This window comes from Luteimonas sp. J29 (assembly GCF_000472505.1).
GTDB lineage: Bacteria > Pseudomonadota > Gammaproteobacteria > Xanthomonadales > Xanthomonadaceae > Luteimonas.
Genome location: NZ_AWZR01000002.1, coordinates 202,897 through 218,276, shown reverse-complemented (window position 1 = coordinate 218,276; position 15,380 = coordinate 202,897). Strand labels below are relative to the sequence as shown.

The window sequence follows — 15,380 nt, the reverse complement described above, 5'->3', positions numbered from 1 at the left end:
ATGAAGTTCAGCGAGAACTGGCTCCGCCAGCACGTGCCCACCGACGCCGGCCGCGATCGCCTGGCGGCGGTGTTGACCGCGATCGGCCTGGAGGTCGAGGACGTGGCCGAGCTCGGCCAGGACCTGGATGGCGTGGTGGTGGCGCGCATCCTCTCGGCCGAGAAGCATCCGCAGGCCGACCGGCTGCAGGTCTGCCGCGTCGACGCCGGCCAGGGCGAGCCGCTGCAGATCGTGTGCGGCGCGCCCAACGCCCGCGCCGGTCTGGTGGCGCCGTTGGCGCTGGTGGGCGCGCGTGTGGGCGACCTCACGATCAAGGCCGCGAAGCTGCGCGGGGTCGAGTCCAACGGCATGCTCTGCTCGGCGAAGGAGCTGGGCATCGACGCCGACGCCTCGGGCCTGATGGAGCTGCCCGACGACGCCCCCGTGGGGGCGCCGCTGGCCGGATACCTCGGCCTGCCCGACGCCAGCATCGAGATCAAGCTCACCCCGAACCGCGCCGACTGCTTCAGCGTGCGCGGCATCGCCTACGACGTGGCCGCCGCGCTCGGTGGCGCGGTCGCCGACTACGACGCCACCCCGGTGCCCGCGGCCGGAGAGGCCACGCTGGCGGTCGAACTCGGCGCCGGCGCCGATGCGCCGCGCTACGTCGGCCGCGTGATCGAGGGCGTGGACGCGCGGGTGCGCACGCCGGTGTGGATGGCCGAGCGCCTGCGCCGCAGCGGCGTGCGCCCGGTGAGCTTCCTGGTCGACGTGACGCAGTACGTGATGCTCGAACTCGGCCAGCCGATGCACGCCTTCGACCGCGACCTGCTCAAGGGTCCGGTCGGCGTGCGTCGCGCCCGCGCCGGCGAGCGCCTGGTCCTGCTCGACGGGCGCGAGGTGGAGCTGGACGGGGAGTTCCTCGCCATCACCGACGCCGACCGCCCGGTGGCGCTGGCCGGCGTGATGGGCGGCATGGACACCCGCGTCACCGACGCCACCCGCAACGTGTTCCTGGAAGCCGCGCACTTCGCGCCCGCCGCGATCATCGGCCGCAGCCGGCGCCTGGGCATGCATACCGACGCGGCGCACCGCTTCGAGCGCGGCGTCGATCCGCAGCTGCCGCGCACCGCGATCGAAGTGGCGACCCGCCTGGTCCTGGACATCGCCGGTGGCCGCCCCGGTCCCGTGGTCGAGGCCGCGCTGGCCGAACACCTGCCCGCGCCGAGGCCGATCCTGCTGCGCCGCACCCGCCTGGCCCGGGTACTGGGCCTCGAGGTGCCGGACGCCGAGGTCGCGCGGATCCTGCGCGCCCTGGGCATGGAGGTCGAGGACGTGGCCGGGGGCTGGCGGGTCCTGCCGCCGAGCCGCCGCTTCGACGTGGCGATCGAGGAGGACCTGATCGAGGAGGTCGCCCGCATCCACGGCTACGATGCCATCCCCACCACGCTGCCGGGCGGCGCGGCCCGCATCGCCGCGCCCAGCGAGACGCGCGTGGGCGAAGAGGCGCTGCGCGCGCAGCTGGTGGCACGCGACTACCACGAGGCGGTGTGCTTCGCCTTCGTCGACGCCCAGCTGCTCGACCACTGGCAGGCCGCGACCGGCAGCGTGCCGCTGTCCAATCCGCTCAGCGCCGAGCTGGGCGTGATGCGCACCATGCTGCTGCCGGGGCTGGTCTCGGCGCTCGGCCGCAACCTCGCGCGGCAGCAGTCGCGCGTGCGCCTGTTCGAGCTGGGCAAGGTGTTCGCCGCCGCCGGGCCGGGCGAAGCGCCTGTGGAGACGGCGCGCATCGCCGCCGCGATCCACGGCGACGCGCGCGCCGAGCAGTGGGGCGAACCCGCGCGCGCGGCCGACTTCCACGACCTCCGGGGCGATCTGGACAGCCTGGCCGCCTGTGCGGGCGCCGTGCTCGACTACCGCCGCAGCGACGCGCCGCACGGGCATCCCGGCCGCAGCGCCGATGTCTGGCGGGTGGACGGCGGCGAGGAGCGGCTGGGCTGGATCGGAGAGCTGCACCCGCGCCTGCTGCGCGCGCTGGACCTCGACGGACCGGTGCTGGGCTTCGAGCTGGACCTGGCCCCGCTGTGCCGGCGCGCCATTCCGCGTCCCCAGGCCCTGTCGCGCTACCCGTCCGTCCGCCGGGACATCGCGTTCGTCGCCCCGGACACGGTGCCCTGGAGCGCCCTGGAGGCCACCATCCGGCGCGCCGGTGGCCCGCTGCTGGCCGAAGTGCGGCTGTTCGACCGTTATGTCGGCAAGGGGGTCGATCCGGGTTTCAGAAGTCTCGCAACCGGCTTGATTCTGCTGGATAAATCCCGCACTCTCACCGACGGCGACGTGGACCGTGCGGTGGCCGCCATCATGGCCGCGCTGCAGGACGAACACGGCGCCCGGATCAGAAGCTGATGTTGCCTTGGGGGGACAGCGTGGCGTTGACCAAAGCCGAGATGGCCGAGAAGCTCTACGAGGAGGTAGGGCTGAACAAGCGGGAGGCGAAGGAGTTCGTGGATGCCTTCTTCAGCGCCTTGCGCGAGGCCCTCGAGGGCGGCCGCCAGGTCAAGCTGTCGGGCTTCGGGAATTTCGACCTCAGGCGCAAGAACGAGCGCCCCGGCCGCAATCCCAAGACCGGCGAGGAGATCCCGATCTCGGCGCGCACCGTGGTCACGTTCCGCCCCGGCCAGAAGCTGAAGGAACGCGTCGAGACCTACGCGGGGCCGGGCAATGCTTGATCCCGGCGACAATCGCGAACTCCCGCCGATCCCGGCCAAGCGCTACTTCACCATCGGCGAAGTCAGCGAGCTGTGCGACGTCAAGCCGCACGTGCTGCGCTACTGGGAGACGGAGTTCCCGAGCCTGAACCCGGTCAAGCGCCGCGGCAACCGGCGCTACTACCAGCGCCACGACGTGCTGATGGTGCGCCAGATCCGCGGCCTGCTGTACGAGCAGGGCTACACCATCGGCGGTGCCCGGCAGCGGCTCGAGGGGGAGGCGGCCAGGCGCGAATCCACCATGAGCAGCCAGATCGTGCGCCAGGTGCGGATGGAGCTCGAGGAGATCCTGCAGCTGCTCAAGCGCTGAGACGCCGCCGGACGCCGGGCCACGGGCATCCCGCACCCGCCACCACGCGCGCCGGGGTATAATGCCCGGCCAAGCCACGGGGTATAGCGCAGCCTGGTAGCGCACTTGTCTGGGGGACAAGTGGTCGTCGGTTCGAATCCGGCTACCCCGACCAACACGCCGTTCCGGGTCCCGCCCGGAACACGGAAAAGCCCCGGTGCATCCGGGGCTTTTTCTTGGCCGTTCTGCTGCCCCGGACCGGTCGTGGCGCGCGCGGGACAGGCTGGCGGCAGGCTGGCCGGATCCGGACCGGCCGTGCGGCGGCAGCCTCCAGCGGACGATGCGCCGGGTGGAAATTCCGTCGCAGGCCGTTTGCGTCGCGGCTCAGCGGCCGGCGGCCGCGCGGGCGCCCCGCCGCTTGCCGCGTTGCGCCACGTCCCGGCTCCGGGCGAACTCGGGGAACACCTCTTCGAGCGCAAGCGTCTCCGGGAGGATGTAGAACACGCCGCCACGCTCGAAGGCGGGAGTCACGACGTGCTCGTAGAACCCCGGCGAAACGTTGATGCAGCCGTGGGTGACGCGGTTGTCCTCGGGTGTCGGCGAGGCGAGGCGTTCCGGCCGCCTCTCGGCGGGTACTCCGGTCGCCGTCGGATGCATCGAGACCGCGGAATCGTAGTCGACCCACAGTACGCGGCCGGCGTCGATCGACGGACCGAATCCGCCGATGAAGCGGCCCGCCGGCGTGGTGCGATCGCGGCCGGGGATCTCGCGCAGCGCGAGTCCGGCGATGCCCGGCGCGGTGTGGTCGCCGATCGCCGAACCGAACAGTCCGGGAGCCGCGCCACGGAGCCGCCCGTCGCCCCCGAACACCAGGACCTGGGCGGCCTGCTTGTCCATGATGGCGAACGGATACCCCTGGTTGTCGCCGGTGGCGACGATCCAGCCGGCGAGTTCGATGACCGTGTCGGAGACTTCCTGGCCAGGCGGGAGCTCGTCGACCGCGGGGGTGGGCTGGGCTGCGACGGTTCCGGCGCCAGCCACGGCCAGGCATGTCACTGCGACTGCGTGCAGCAGCGCGCCACGGAACGCGCGGTAGGCAGGAAGCATGCGTGTTCGGATGGGGAGGTTCCTCATTCAACGGGGCGGACGATGTCCAAGGACCGGTGGCCGGGGTGGCCACCGGTCCAGTTGGACCGACGTCGCGGACTGCGCCGGACGATCAGCCGCGCGGCGCGCGGCGCGGAGCCGCTTCGAGCTGCTGGACGCGGCTCTCGATCTGGTCGAGCCGCTGGTTGGCCTGCTGCGCCGACTGGTTGGCCGATTCGGCGCTCTGCGCGGCGCTCTGCACCCGCGAGTCGAGCTGGTCGAGGCGCGAGTTGATCGTCGCGAACTCGTCGGCGTAGGTCGCACAGCCGGACAGGCCGGCGGCGGCAACGATCGCCACGCCGAGCACGCTTGCCTTGAGGTGTCGCTTGCTTACGGACATTTCGGATGCTCCTTCGTCAGGGACGGGGCGAATATAGCGGGGATTGCGTCGCGGCCCCGGCGCGACTCAAGGGTCCGTTGGAGTACGTGTTGGGATTGTGAAGGAGATGTGAAAGCCCGCGTCCCGGCAGGTCCAGCGCATCGCGCGGAGGGGACTGCGTCGCGACCGGGTCGCGGAACAGGCCCTCGGGCGTGATGGCGCCACAGGGCGACACGCCGTCACCCGGGAGGGCCGCCGCCGGCGTCCGCGATGCCCGATACTTGGGCCATGGCGGACTCCGCGCGCCACTGGATCGATGCCCTCGGGCTGGAACCGCACCCCGAGGGCGGGCATTACCGTCGCATCCATGCCTCGGCGACCGAGGTCGTCGTACGCGGGCTGCGGCGGCCGGCGATGACGGCGATCCGCTACCTGCTCGAGGCCGGCACGCGCAGTGCGTGGCATCGCGTCGACGCCGACGAGTCCTGGCACTGGGATGCAGGGGGCGCGCTGGAACTGCTGCTGCACCGCGAAGGCAGCGACGCGGTCGATGTCCACGTGCTGGGGCCGGCGGCAGCGGGATACGCGACCACGCACATCGTCCCTGCCGGGGTCTGGCAGTCCGCGCGCGCCCTCGATCGCCATGCGCTGGTCACGTGCGTGGTCGCCCCCGGCTTCGTCTGGGAGGGCTTCGAGCTGCTCCCGCAGGAGTCGGCGCTGGCCGCGGACCTGTCGCGCCTGGGGGCGCTGCAGCGTTGACCGTGCCGGCCCGCCGCCTGTCTCCCGCGACGCGACGCCGGCGAGAACGCCTGGGCGCTCAGGCGCCGATCCGGTCGCGGCCGGCGTCCTTGGCCCGGTACAGGGCGACGTCCGCCTCGTCGATCCACTGCTCGACCGTCGCGTGCGTCGCGCGCGCCGGGGCGATGCCGATGCTGGCGGTCAGGCGCGCGCCGGGCAGGGCGGCGACGCCGGCCTGCCGGATCGCCTCGAGCAGCGACTCCGCCAGCGCGCGCGCCTGGGCCGGCGTGGTCCCCGGCAGCACCAGCCCGAATTCGTCGCCCCCGTAGCGGCCGGCCTCGCCGGCCTCGCCGACGGTGGCGCGGATCGCCGCGGCCACGGTGCGCAGCACCTCGTCGCCCTGCGAATGGCCGTGGCGGTCGTTGGCCACCTTGAAGTGGTCGATGTCGAGCAGCAACAAGGTCATCGACACGCCTTCCTCGCGATGCTGGCGCAGGGCGCGGTCGGCGAGCTTGAGCCAGTGGCGGCGCACGTGCAGCCCGGTCAGCGAATCGGTGCGGCTGAGTTCGTCCAGTTGCCGGTTCTTCTCGCGGATCTGCTGCCCCATGTGGCTGACGGCCAGGGCCACGCCGATCGTGTGGATGGTGAGCACCGGCAGCGAGAACAGCAGCTCGGTCATGCTGGTCTCCAGCCGGACCGCGAAGCCGGTCGCGAGCGCGCCGCACAGCAGGCCGGAGGCGAACGCCGGCAGCGACCACAGCCACAGGCGCGGGATCCCGGTGCTGATCTTGTCCACCGTCACCAGGGTGAACAGCAGCACCGAAGGCAGCAGGTTGAACTGCATCATCGCCACCCAGAACCCGGCCTGGGCCGAATCCAGCAACAGGTTGCGGCGTTCTGCGCGGTAGGGCGACGCGCTGCGCCGCGCGACCTGCAGCGCCAGGTGCGGCCAGAGCAGGGCGGTGAAGGCCAGCAGGCCCCAGGTCGGCGGGTTCGCGCCGTTCTCGAGCAGCACCGCGCCGATGCACAGGCCGCCAAGACCCATGCCCAGCAGGCGGAAGCGGTAGGTCAGCCACGGAAGGCGATCCGCCCCGCGGGGCACCGCATGGCCGCGGCCGGTGGCCGCAGCTGTCGCCTTCGCACTCATCGACTCCCCCCGTGCCAGATGTCCCGCAACGCCCGGGCCCGGTGTCGCCGGCCCCGCGATCCCACGGCGTCCCTGCCTTCCGTCCTTCAGCCCGATGCGCTGAGCAGCGTGCGCTGGTCTTCCTGTCCGGGCCAGCGCCGCAGGATCGCGGCACGGATGCCGGCTGCGTCCAGCCCGGCCTCGGCCAGCAGCGCCTCGCGGCTGGCGTGGTGCTGGAACGCGTCCGGCAGCCCGAGCTGCAGGACCGGAAGCAGCACGCCTTCGGCGTGCAGCAGTTCGAGCACGCCCGACCCCGCGCCGCCCATCACCACGTTGTCCTCGAGGGTGACGAAGCCCTGGTGGGACTGCGCGAGCTCGAGCAGCAGCGCGCGGTCGAGCGGCTTGACGAAGCGCATGTTGACCACGGTCAGGCCCAGTTCGGCGCCGACCTGCTCGGCCGCCGGCACCAGGGCGCCGAAGGCCAGCAGGGCGAGGCGGGAGCCGTGGCGCCGGACCTCGGCCTTGCCGATCGGCAGCGAGTCCAGCGTGTCGCCCGCGGCGACGCCGGGGCCGGTGCCGCGCGGATAGCGCACCGCGGCCGGTCCTTCGTGCCGGAAGCCGGTGCTCAGCATCTGCCGGCACTCGCGTTCGTCCGCCGGCGCCATGACCACCATGTTCGGCACGCAGCGCAGGTAGCTCAGGTCGAGGTTGCCGGCGTGGGTGGCACCGTCCGGGCCGACCACGCCGCCGCGGTCGATCGCGAACAGCACGTCGAGGTCCTGGATCGCCACGTCGTGCACGAGCTGGTCGTAGCCGCGCTGCAGGAACGTCGAATAGATCGCCACGACGGGCTTGGCGCCCTCGCAGGCCATGCCCGCGGCCAGGGTCACCGCGTGCTGCTCGGCGATCGCGACGTCGAAATAGCGCTCGGGGTATTCCTTCGAGAACCGCACCAGACCCGAGCCCTCGCGCATCGCCGGGGTGATGCCCATCAGGCGCGGGTCGGCGGCGGCCATGTCGCACAGCCAGTCGCTGAACACGTCTGTGTAGGTCGGCCTGGAAGCGCCGGCCTTGGGCACCACGCCCTTGGACGGATCGAACGGCGAGACGGCGTGGTAGCCGATCTGGTCGCCCTCGGCCAGGTCGTAGCCCTTGCCCTTGGTCGTGATGACGTGCAGCAGCTGCGGGCCCTTCAGGCCCTTGAGCGTCTTCAGCGCGCCGACCAGCGCCTTGATGTCGTGTCCGTCGATCGGGCCGGTGTAGTGGAAGCCCATCTCCTCGAACAGCGTGGAAGGCACGAACATGCCCTTCCAGTGCTCTTCCCAGCGCCGCACGAAGCGCGCCGGGCCGCTGGTGCGCTTGTCGCCGAGCAGCTTCTTGCCGCCCTCGCGCAGCTTGTTGAGGGTGGCGCTGCCGCTCATGCGGCCGAGCATCTTGGTCAGGCCGCCGACCGCCTCGCTGATCGACATCCGGTTGTCGTTGAGGATGACCAGCAGGTCGGGCTCGGGATCCATGCCACCGGCGTGGTTGAGCGCCTCGTAGGCCATGCCCGCGGTCATCGCGCCGTCTCCGATGACGGCCACGATCCGGCGCGCCGGCGCCTGGTCGTCGCGGGCGGCGCGGGCGTTGGCGATCGCCATGCCCAGCGCAGCCGAGATCGAGGTGCTGGAGTGGCCGACACCGAAGGTGTCGTACGGGCTTTCCTCGCGCTTGGGGAACGGCGCCACGCCACCGGCCTGCTTGACCGTGTGGATGGTGTCGCGGCGCCCGGTGAGGATCTTGTGCGGGTAGCACTGGTGGCCCACGTCCCAGACGATCCGGTCCTCGGGCGTGTCGTAGATCCAGTGCAGCGCGGTGGTGAGCTCGACCACGCCCAGCCCCGCGCCGAAGTGGCCGCCGGACTTGCCGACGGATTCGATCAGGTAGGCGCGCAGCTCGTCCGCGACCGCCTGCAGCTCGGCCTCGTCGAAGCGACGCAGGTCGGCCGGGCTGTCGATGCGCGCGAGGCGCGGATAGCGCGTGGAATCGATCATCCGCGCATTGTAGATCCTGCGCGGTGCAAGCGCCGCGCAGGCGTCGTTCAGCGGCCGCGCAGCCGCCCGAGCAGGCCGCCGCGCGAAGGCGTCGCCGGCTCCGGGGGCGGCTCGGGCACCGCCTCGGCGACGCCCGTGGCCAGGCTGGCGTTGACGAAGTCCGCGATCTCCGCGAGCGGAATCCCGCTCGCGGACGCGATCTCCTGCAGCGTTGCCGGTCCCTTCATCATCGCGGTGGCGATGCGGAAGTGGCGGGGAAACTCGCGCTCGGTCTGCGGCCAGCGGGTGAGCTGGTACCGGGCTTCGGGATCGTGGCCGGGCAGCAGGCTGCCCTGGCCGCTGACCAGTGCGCCGAGCCAGACCAGCCGGGCCAGCGGCTGCGCCGCACCGGCGGTGGCGGCTTCCTGGGCCCAGGCAGCGTCGTCGAGGCGCTCGAAATCGCCCGCGCTCACCGCGCCCTCGAAGTACTGGACCAGCGGCTTGAGCGTGGCCGGGCCGTGGTAGGCCGGCGCGTCGGCGTCGATCAGCAGGGTCGGGCCGCTCGGGCGACGGTAGCGCACCCGGCCCCGCAGCTGGCCGCTGCTCAACCAGGCGAACAGGGTGGCGGGCGCGGCTTCGGGCGCCGGCGGTGGAGCCGGCTCCGGCGGCGCCGGGACTGCCGGCGCGCCCGTGTCCGGAGCGGCCTGCGCCGGCGGCGCGGGCGCCGGTGTCGGCACGCTGTCCGACGCCGCAGGCGCGGGCGCCGGCGTGCCCGGCGCGGCGTCGGCCGGGGTGGCGTCCGGCGCGCCCGCGTCGGCCTGGATCTGCTCCAGCAGCGCCAGGAACGAGTCGGCGTTGAACGGGCGTCCGAGGCGGAAGTCGGTCTGCGCGCGCGGCGCGGAGGTCAGGCCCACCACCTTCTTGCCCGAGGCATGCAGGCGCAGCCAGCTCATCGGGCCGTACATGCTGTCCATGTCCACGACGATGTGGTCGGCCTGGGTCTCGGGGAGTAGCAGCCAGCGCCCGGAGAGGCGTTCGTTGGCTTCCATGAAGGCAGCCTTGAGCGCGGCTTCGGTCGCCGGATCCATCCCGGCCAGGCCAATGGTCAGGGACATGCGGACGCTTCGTTCAGGAAGATGGCGGGAGTGTAAACCAGCACGCCGGGGGTTGGTCCCCGCAGGGCGCCCGCGACCGCCCGGGGACCGGGCGGCACTACTGGCGCGGATGGCGCCGCTTGGGCAGGTGCGCCTCGAGGAACGCCATCTGGTCGGCGAGGATGTTGCGGTTCGAGAGGATCAGGTGCTCGATCCAGCTCGGCCGGTAGGGCACCGCGAGCAGCGGCATCGACGCCTGCTGCGGCGTGCGGCCGCCCTTGCGCGAATTGCAGTGGAAGCAGGCGCTGACCACGTTCTCCCACACGTCGCGCCCGCCCTGCGACAGGGGTACGACGTGGTCGCGGGTGAGGTGATGGCGGCCGAAGTCGCGTCCGCAGTACATGCACAGGTAGCGGTCGCGCGCGAACAGCGAGGCGTTGGTGAGCGCCGGCGTGGGGTCGAGCGCCTGCGGGCGCACGTGGCCACGCGCGGCGATGATCGGGTGCAGTTCGAGCATGCTGCGCGCGCCGCTGTCGCGGTTGAAGCCGCCGCGGATGCTCAGGCACGGTTCGCCGAGGGTCCACACCACCGCCTCGCGCGCGTACAGGCAGGCGGCGTCCTGCCAGCTGATCCAGTTCAGCGCGCGGCCATGGGCGTCGAGCGAGAGCAGCCGCACCGAATCCAGCCGGTGCGGCAACGCGTGCGGGACCGGCTGCGTGGCGCGGCCGTCCGGGATCCGGACGATCCCGCCCCCGACCACCTGAAGCTGCGCTCTGTCACACTCCATCGGAACCCGAGCATAGCGCCAATCCGTGGCGATTGCCCGCGTGCACCCTTGCCAGCGGCGGTGCGCCGGTCCCGTCCTTGCGGTTCACGGCGCGCCCGCGCGGCGCCCGCGCCGTCCCGCCGCCGTCCCGCCCCCGGCCTCAGTCGAAGTCCTGGGCCGCGAGCGCCAGCAGCGGCCCCGGGCCGCTCTCGATCGCCGCCTTGTGCACCAGCGTGCGCGGCAGCAGGCGCGCATAGAAGAAGCGCGCCGTCTCGCGCTTGGCGGCCTTGAACGACTCCGGATGCGAGGACGCCTCGGCCGCGGCCACGATCCGCGCCCACCAGTAGGCCAGCGCCACGTAGCCGGAATAGAACAGGTAGTCGTACGCGGCGGCGCCGATTTCCTCGGGGTCGCGCGCCGCGCGCCCGGCGATCGCCATGGTCAGCGCCTGCCATTCCTGGGCCTTGGCCGCCAGCGGGCCGGTGAACTCGGCCAGCGCTGCGTTGCCGGCCTGCTCCTCGCAGAAGCGCTGGACCATGCCGAGGAACACCTTGAGCCCGGCGCCCTGCAGCTGCATGGTCTTGCGGCCCATCAGGTCCAGCGCCTGGATCCCGGTGGTGCCTTCGTAAAGGGTGGTGATGCGCGCGTCGCGGGCCAGCTGCTCCATCCCGTGCTCGGCGATGTAGCCGTGGCCGCCGAAGCACTGCAACGCGTGGTAGGTGCATTCCACGCCCCATTCGGTCAGGCAGCCCTTGACGATCGGGGTCAGGAAGCCGAGCAGGTCGTCGGCCTGCTTGCGTTCCTGCTCGCTGGCCCCGTGCGCGGCCAGGTCGATCTGCAGTCCGGCGTGGTAGGACAGCGCGCGTCCGCCTTCGACCAGCGCCTTGCAGGTGAGCAGCATCCGGCGCACGTCCGGCTGCACGATGATCGGATCGGCGGGTTTGTCGGGGAACTTCGCGCCCGACAGCGAGCGCGACTGGAGCCGCTCGCGCGCGTAGCGCAGCGCGTTCTGCAGCGCGCGTTCGGACAGGCCAAGGCCCTGCATGCCGACGCCGATGCGGGCCGAGTTCATCATGGTGAACATCGCCGCCAGGCCGCGGTGCGGCTGGCCGACCAGGTAGCCCTCGGCGCCGTCGAAGTTCATCACGCAGGTGGCCGAGCCGTGGATGCCCATCTTGTGCTCGACCGAGCCGCAGCGCAGGGCGTTGCGTTCGCCGACGCTGCCGTCGCGCGCGACCTTGAACTTGGGCACGATGAACAGCGAGATCCCCTTGCTGCCGGCCGGCGCGTCGGGCAGGCGCGCCAGCACCAGGTGGACGATGTTCGGGGCGAGGTCGTGCTCGCCGGCGGTGATGAAGATCTTGGTGCCGGTGACCGCGTAGGTGCCGTCCGCGCGGGGCTCGGCGCGGGTGCGCAGCAGGCCGAGGTCGGTGCCGCAGTGCGGTTCGGTCAGGCACATGGTGCCGGTCCACTCGCCCGAGACCAGCCGGGTCAGGAACACCTCGCGCTGCCACTCCTCGCCATGGTGGAGCAGGGCGTTCTGCGCACCGTGCGAGAGCAGCGGGAAGTTGCCCCAGGCCAGGTTGGCGGAGTTGATCATCTCCTCCAGCGGCAGGCCGAGCGTGTGCGGCATGCCCATGCCGCCGTAGGCGCCCGGCGCGGTCAGTCCGCCCCAGCCGCCTTCGGTGAACTGCGCGTACGCCTCCTTGAACCCGGGGGCGGTGGTGACGTTGCCGGTGTCCGCGTCGTAACCCACGCCGTGGCGGTCGCCGACCTGGTTGAGCGGCGCCAGCACGCTTTCGCAGAAGCGCGCGCCTTCCTCGAGGATCGCGTCGATCGTCTCGCGGCCGGCATCGTCGTAGCCGAGCTGGCGGAAGGTGGACTCCACTCCCAGCACGTCGTGGAGGGCGAAGCGGATTTCATTCAGCGGAGCGGAATAACTGCTCATCAGGGGGACACCTGCGGGAAAGGACGACTCAGCGCAATACGCCGGGCAGGCCGGGCACCGGGCTCAGGCTGCTGTCGCGCCGGATCCGGTATTCGCGGGCCTTGCCGCGGTCGGCCGGGGCCGCGCTGACGGTGCCCTCGATCCGGTAGCTGGTGCCGGCGCCGTCGGCGAGGCGCCCGGCGAGCAGCAGGCGAGCGTTGGCGGAAGGGGCGAACGGCAGGGTGACCACGTCGGCCGACTCCGGGCCGACGTTCAGCGCCGGCTGCGCGGCCAGCGTGCCGGCTTCTTCGCCGCCGACCTGGAGCGCGAGCGAGACCGCCTCGAAGCGCATCGGCACGCTGCTGTAGTTCTGCAGGCGCAGGTCGACCGACCAGCTGCCGTCGGCCTGCACGGTGAGTTGCTGGATGCTCGCGGCGGGCTCGGACACCCGGCGCGGCGTGCCGCCGCTGGAACAGCCGGCCAGCAAGGCCACGAGCACCACCGCCGACCCGAGCACCGGCACGCGCCATCCACGCATCATCTCGACTCCCCGCTGTTCAAGGACCGGCGCAGGATACTACGACGTACGGACGCGACCGGGGCGGTCGCGGGGCGGTGCGCAGGCCGCGCCAGGCCGCCGGGCCGGGCGACCGTGGCGGGCCCGGTCCGGGGGTGGAGGCGGTGCTCGCCGCAGGCGCGACACGGCGCGGGGCGCGAGTGGCGCGGTCGGGCGGCGGCTTGCCGCGACCGCGTCGCATCCGTATCATGGCGGGCTCGCCCGGCCCAGCGCCGCGGCGTGATGGCCGGGTAGCTCAGTTGGTAGAGCAGGGGATTGAAAATCCCCGTGTCGGGGGTTCGATTCCCTCCCCGGCCACCATCGAACGAAACAGTGTGGTGCAGGAACCCGCCTTCGCGGGTTTTTTTGCGCCCGCGCGGCTCGGAATCGCGGACGCGGCGGGCGGCGCCCCCTCCGCCGCCCCCGGCGTCGAGACCAAAGTGCGACCCGGCGCGGGAACGACGTATGCGATAATTGTTGCGATGCGGCAGCCATCCGCGCCGCCGGCGCCGGTCCTGCGGGTCCGGCGCTTCGTCCGAAACGAGGAGTGCAATCCGTGTCAGACCATGTCGTGTTGAACGCCGGCGGCAAATCCGTCGAGCTGCCCGTCCTCAAGCCCACGCTCGGCAACGATTGCGTCGACGTCTCGCGGCTCACCAGGGAGACCGGGCTCTTCACCTACGACTCGGGCTTCACCGCCACCGCCAGCTGCAAGTCGGCGATCACCTACATCGACGGCGACAAGGGCGTGCTGCTGTACCGCGGCTACCCGATCGAGCAGCTCGCCGAAAAGTCCAGCTTCCTCGAGGTGGCGTACCTGCTGATGAACGGCGAGCTCCCGACCAGGGAGGAATTCGCGAAGTTCGAGCACGACGTGACCCATCACACGATGATGCACGAGTCGCTGAAGAACTTCCTGCACGGCTTCCACTACGACGCGCACCCGATGGCGATGCTCGCCGGCACGGTCGCGTCGCTGTCGGCGTTCTACCACGACACCCTGGACCTCGACGACCCGGCGCACCGCCGCCAGGCCGCGATCCGCCTGCTGGCCAAGGTGCCGACCCTGGCGGCGGCGGCCTACCGCTATTCGATCGGCTGGCCGATCCGCTATCCGCGCAACAACCTCGAGTACGTCGACCGCTTCCTGCACATGATGTTCGAGGTGCCGAGCGAGCCGCTGGAGCTGAACCCGGTGGTCGCCAAGGCGCTCGACCTGCTGTTCATCCTGCACGCCGACCACGAGCAGAACGCCTCGACTTCGACGGTGCGCCTGGTCGGTTCCACCGGCGCCAATCCGTACGCGTGCATCGCCGCCGGCATCACCGCGCTGTGGGGCCCCGCGCACGGCGGCGCCAACGAGGCGGTGCTGAAGATGCTCGAGGAGATCGGCGACCCGAAGAACGTGTCGGCGGCCGTCGCCAAGGCCAAGGACAAGGAGTCGGGCTTCCGCCTGATGGGCTTCGGCCACCGCGTGTACAAGAACTTCGACCCGCGCGCCAGGATCATCCGCGAGATGACCCACAAGGTGCTGGGCGAGCTGGGCATCGACGATCCGCTGCTGGAAGTGGCGATGCGCCTGGAAGAGGCCGCGCTCAAGGACGAATACTTCATCCAGCGCAAGCTGTACCCGAACGTCGACTTCTACAGCGGCATCATCTACAAGGCGCTGAAGATCCCGACCGAGATGTTCACCGTCATGTTCGCCATCGGCCGCACCGCCGGCTGGGTGTCGCACTGGCTGGAGCAGCAGGTCGACCCGGAGGCCAAGATCGGCCGTCCGCGCCAGATCTACACCGGCTCGGACGTGCGCGACTACGTGCCCGTCGACAAGCGCTGACCGCTGCCCCGCCGGTTGCCTCGACGCCCCGCATCGCGGGGCGTCGTCGTGTCCGGCGCCGGCGCCCGGGCCTCAGAACCTCACGACGCCGGGGCCGGGGGCGTCTTCGTCCGCGAGCAGCTGCCGCAGCTGGGACGCCGAGGCGCGCCGCATCGGCCGCTCGTCCACGTTCGACAAGGGCGCCTGGCGCAGCGCCACGGCGGGGAGCACGGTCAGTTCGAAGGCCAGGTCGCGGGCGCTGAAGGTCCACATCGGGAACTCCTCCTCGCGGAACCGGTCCAGGCGCAGGCGCCGGCTGCGGGACTCGGCCGGGATGCCGGCTTCCTCGAGGAACCGGGCGACCGCGTCGGCGTCGTCGCTGAACAACTGCATCGACACCGGCGTGCGGGCGTCGGCGGTGCCCTCGAGCACCGGGCCGACCAGGCGCGGCTCGAAGCGGGCCAGGAACTCCATCGCCTCCAGCGCGGCCTGGCGCCGCTGGCGCAGCGCGTGCGGCTGGCTGCCGCCGAGGAACAGCCGCTGGTATTCGCGCAGTGCATCCTCGATCTCGCGGTTGCCCGGCAGCGAGGCGTCGTCGTGGAAGCCGAGCCGCGCCGCCGCCTTGCGCTTGGCCTGGTGGTAGTCGCGGATGCCGCCTTCGGCCATCAGCCGGGCGGCCTCGTGGGCGAGGCGGGTGCGACGTTCGCGGGTGCGGGTTCCGGCGTGCTGGCGGGCACGAGGCATCACGGGTCTCCCGGTGCGGCGTCGTCCCGACTGTACCCCATGCGCCGACGGCGTCAACGTGACGCAGGTCGTGGCGTCCGTCGGCCGCGCGCCGGCG

Annotated in this window: 13 protein-coding genes, 2 tRNA genes and 1 pseudogene; 7 read left to right on the top strand and 9 right to left on the bottom strand. The window is 71.9% G+C overall.

Annotated features, from left to right (window positions below; genetic code table 11):
* The 4 genes from pheT (at position 1) to LUTJ29_RS0103835 (ending at position 3,211) form a co-directional block, all read left to right on the top strand.
* Positions 1-2,385, top strand: coding sequence for a phenylalanine--tRNA ligase subunit beta (gene pheT, locus LUTJ29_RS0103850; protein WP_027071396.1), 2,385 nt, complete (start codon positions 1-3; stop codon positions 2,383-2,385).
* 20 nt (positions 2,386-2,405) lie between these two features.
* Positions 2,406-2,708 (top strand): integration host factor subunit alpha, encoded by a 303-nt coding sequence (locus LUTJ29_RS0103845; RefSeq protein WP_027071395.1) that lies wholly within the window; start codon positions 2,406-2,408, stop codon positions 2,706-2,708.
* Positions 2,701-3,057, top strand: coding sequence for a MerR family transcriptional regulator (locus LUTJ29_RS0103840; RefSeq protein WP_027071394.1), 357 nt, complete (start codon positions 2,701-2,703; stop codon positions 3,055-3,057). The genes LUTJ29_RS0103845 and LUTJ29_RS0103840 overlap by 8 nt, the downstream gene beginning before the upstream one ends.
* A gap of 77 nt (positions 3,058-3,134) precedes the next feature.
* Positions 3,135-3,211, top strand: a tRNA-Pro gene (locus LUTJ29_RS0103835).
* 209 nt (positions 3,212-3,420) lie between these two features.
* On the opposite strand, the gene LUTJ29_RS16020 is transcribed toward LUTJ29_RS0103835, so the two are convergent.
* On the bottom strand, positions 3,421-4,143 hold the full coding sequence (locus LUTJ29_RS16020) for a hypothetical protein (protein ID WP_146312406.1): 723 nt from the start codon (positions 4,141-4,143) through the stop codon (positions 3,421-3,423).
* A gap of 112 nt (positions 4,144-4,255) precedes the next feature.
* Positions 4,256-4,522, bottom strand: a complete 267-nt coding sequence (locus LUTJ29_RS0103825) for a membrane protein (RefSeq protein ID WP_027071393.1) — start codon at positions 4,520-4,522, stop codon at positions 4,256-4,258.
* Between the two features lie 267 nt (positions 4,523-4,789).
* On the opposite strand from LUTJ29_RS0103825, the gene LUTJ29_RS0103820 reads away from it, so the two are divergent.
* Positions 4,790-5,260, top strand: a complete 471-nt coding sequence (locus LUTJ29_RS0103820; RefSeq protein ID WP_027071392.1) for a cupin domain-containing protein — start codon at positions 4,790-4,792, stop codon at positions 5,258-5,260.
* Between the two features lie 58 nt (positions 5,261-5,318).
* Here the strand turns inward: LUTJ29_RS0103820 and LUTJ29_RS0103815 are convergent, their stop codons facing one another.
* The 6 genes and pseudogenes from LUTJ29_RS0103815 to LUTJ29_RS0103790 form a co-directional block, all read right to left on the bottom strand.
* Positions 5,319-6,386: a diguanylate cyclase AdrA gene (locus LUTJ29_RS0103815; protein WP_084524617.1), complete on the bottom strand. Its 1,068-nt coding sequence runs from the start codon at positions 6,384-6,386 to the stop codon at positions 5,319-5,321.
* Between the two features lie 86 nt (positions 6,387-6,472).
* Entirely contained in the window at positions 6,473-8,398 is a 1,926-nt protein-coding gene (gene dxs / locus LUTJ29_RS0103810) for a 1-deoxy-D-xylulose-5-phosphate synthase (protein WP_027071390.1), read from the bottom strand.
* A 47-nt stretch (positions 8,399-8,445) separates the two neighbouring features.
* Positions 8,446-9,492: a hypothetical protein gene (locus LUTJ29_RS18805; RefSeq protein ID WP_027071389.1), complete on the bottom strand. Its 1,047-nt coding sequence runs from the start codon at positions 9,490-9,492 to the stop codon at positions 8,446-8,448.
* Positions 9,493-9,589: 97 nt separating this feature from the next.
* Positions 9,590-10,150: pseudogene (locus LUTJ29_RS0103800) on the bottom strand (HNH endonuclease); the annotation flags it as partial.
* 247 nt (positions 10,151-10,397) lie between these two features.
* Entirely contained in the window at positions 10,398-12,185 is a 1,788-nt protein-coding gene (locus LUTJ29_RS0103795) for an acyl-CoA dehydrogenase C-terminal domain-containing protein (protein WP_027071387.1), read from the bottom strand.
* Positions 12,186-12,213: 28 nt separating this feature from the next.
* Positions 12,214-12,705, bottom strand: coding sequence for an LEA type 2 family protein (locus LUTJ29_RS0103790; protein ID WP_027071386.1), 492 nt, complete (start codon positions 12,703-12,705; stop codon positions 12,214-12,216).
* Positions 12,706-12,965: 260 nt separating this feature from the next.
* Here LUTJ29_RS0103790 and LUTJ29_RS0103785 point away from each other — a divergent pair.
* Positions 12,966-13,041: transfer RNA gene (locus LUTJ29_RS0103785), tRNA-Phe, on the top strand.
* A gap of 235 nt (positions 13,042-13,276) precedes the next feature.
* Positions 13,277-14,560 (top strand): citrate synthase, encoded by a 1,284-nt coding sequence (locus LUTJ29_RS0103780; protein ID WP_144774434.1) that lies wholly within the window; start codon positions 13,277-13,279, stop codon positions 14,558-14,560.
* Positions 14,561-14,632: 72 nt separating this feature from the next.
* On the opposite strand, the gene LUTJ29_RS0103775 is transcribed toward LUTJ29_RS0103780, so the two are convergent.
* Positions 14,633-15,283: a hypothetical protein gene (locus tag LUTJ29_RS0103775; protein WP_027071384.1), complete on the bottom strand. Its 651-nt coding sequence runs from the start codon at positions 15,281-15,283 to the stop codon at positions 14,633-14,635.
* Positions 15,284-15,380 lie beyond the last annotated feature (97 nt).

Excerpts from the sequence above, each read along its gene's own strand:
- LUTJ29_RS0103840 (WP_027071394.1), top strand. The coding sequence starts at position 2,701 with ATGCTTGATCCCGGCGACAATCGCGAACTCCCGCCGATCCCGGCCAAG.
- pheT (WP_027071396.1), top strand. The coding sequence starts at position 1 with ATGAAGTTCAGCGAGAACTGGCTCCGCCAGCACGTGCCCACCGACGCC.
- LUTJ29_RS0103820 (WP_027071392.1), top strand. The coding sequence starts at position 4,790 with ATGGCGGACTCCGCGCGCCACTGGATCGATGCCCTCGGGCTGGAACCG.
- LUTJ29_RS0103825 (WP_027071393.1), bottom strand. The coding sequence starts at position 4,522 with ATGTCCGTAAGCAAGCGACACCTCAAGGCAAGCGTGCTCGGCGTGGCG.
- LUTJ29_RS0103790 (WP_027071386.1), bottom strand. The coding sequence starts at position 12,705 with ATGATGCGTGGATGGCGCGTGCCGGTGCTCGGGTCGGCGGTGGTGCTC.
- LUTJ29_RS0103815 (WP_084524617.1), bottom strand. The coding sequence starts at position 6,386 with ATGAGTGCGAAGGCGACAGCTGCGGCCACCGGCCGCGGCCATGCGGTG.
- LUTJ29_RS0103795 (WP_027071387.1), bottom strand. The coding sequence starts at position 12,185 with ATGAGCAGTTATTCCGCTCCGCTGAATGAAATCCGCTTCGCCCTCCAC.
- LUTJ29_RS0103775 (WP_027071384.1), bottom strand. The coding sequence starts at position 15,283 with ATGCCTCGTGCCCGCCAGCACGCCGGAACCCGCACCCGCGAACGTCGC.
- dxs (WP_027071390.1), bottom strand. The coding sequence starts at position 8,398 with ATGATCGATTCCACGCGCTATCCGCGCCTCGCGCGCATCGACAGCCCG.
- LUTJ29_RS16020 (WP_146312406.1), bottom strand. The coding sequence starts at position 4,143 with ATGCTTCCTGCCTACCGCGCGTTCCGTGGCGCGCTGCTGCACGCAGTC.
- LUTJ29_RS18805 (WP_027071389.1), bottom strand. The coding sequence starts at position 9,492 with ATGTCCCTGACCATTGGCCTGGCCGGGATGGATCCGGCGACCGAAGCC.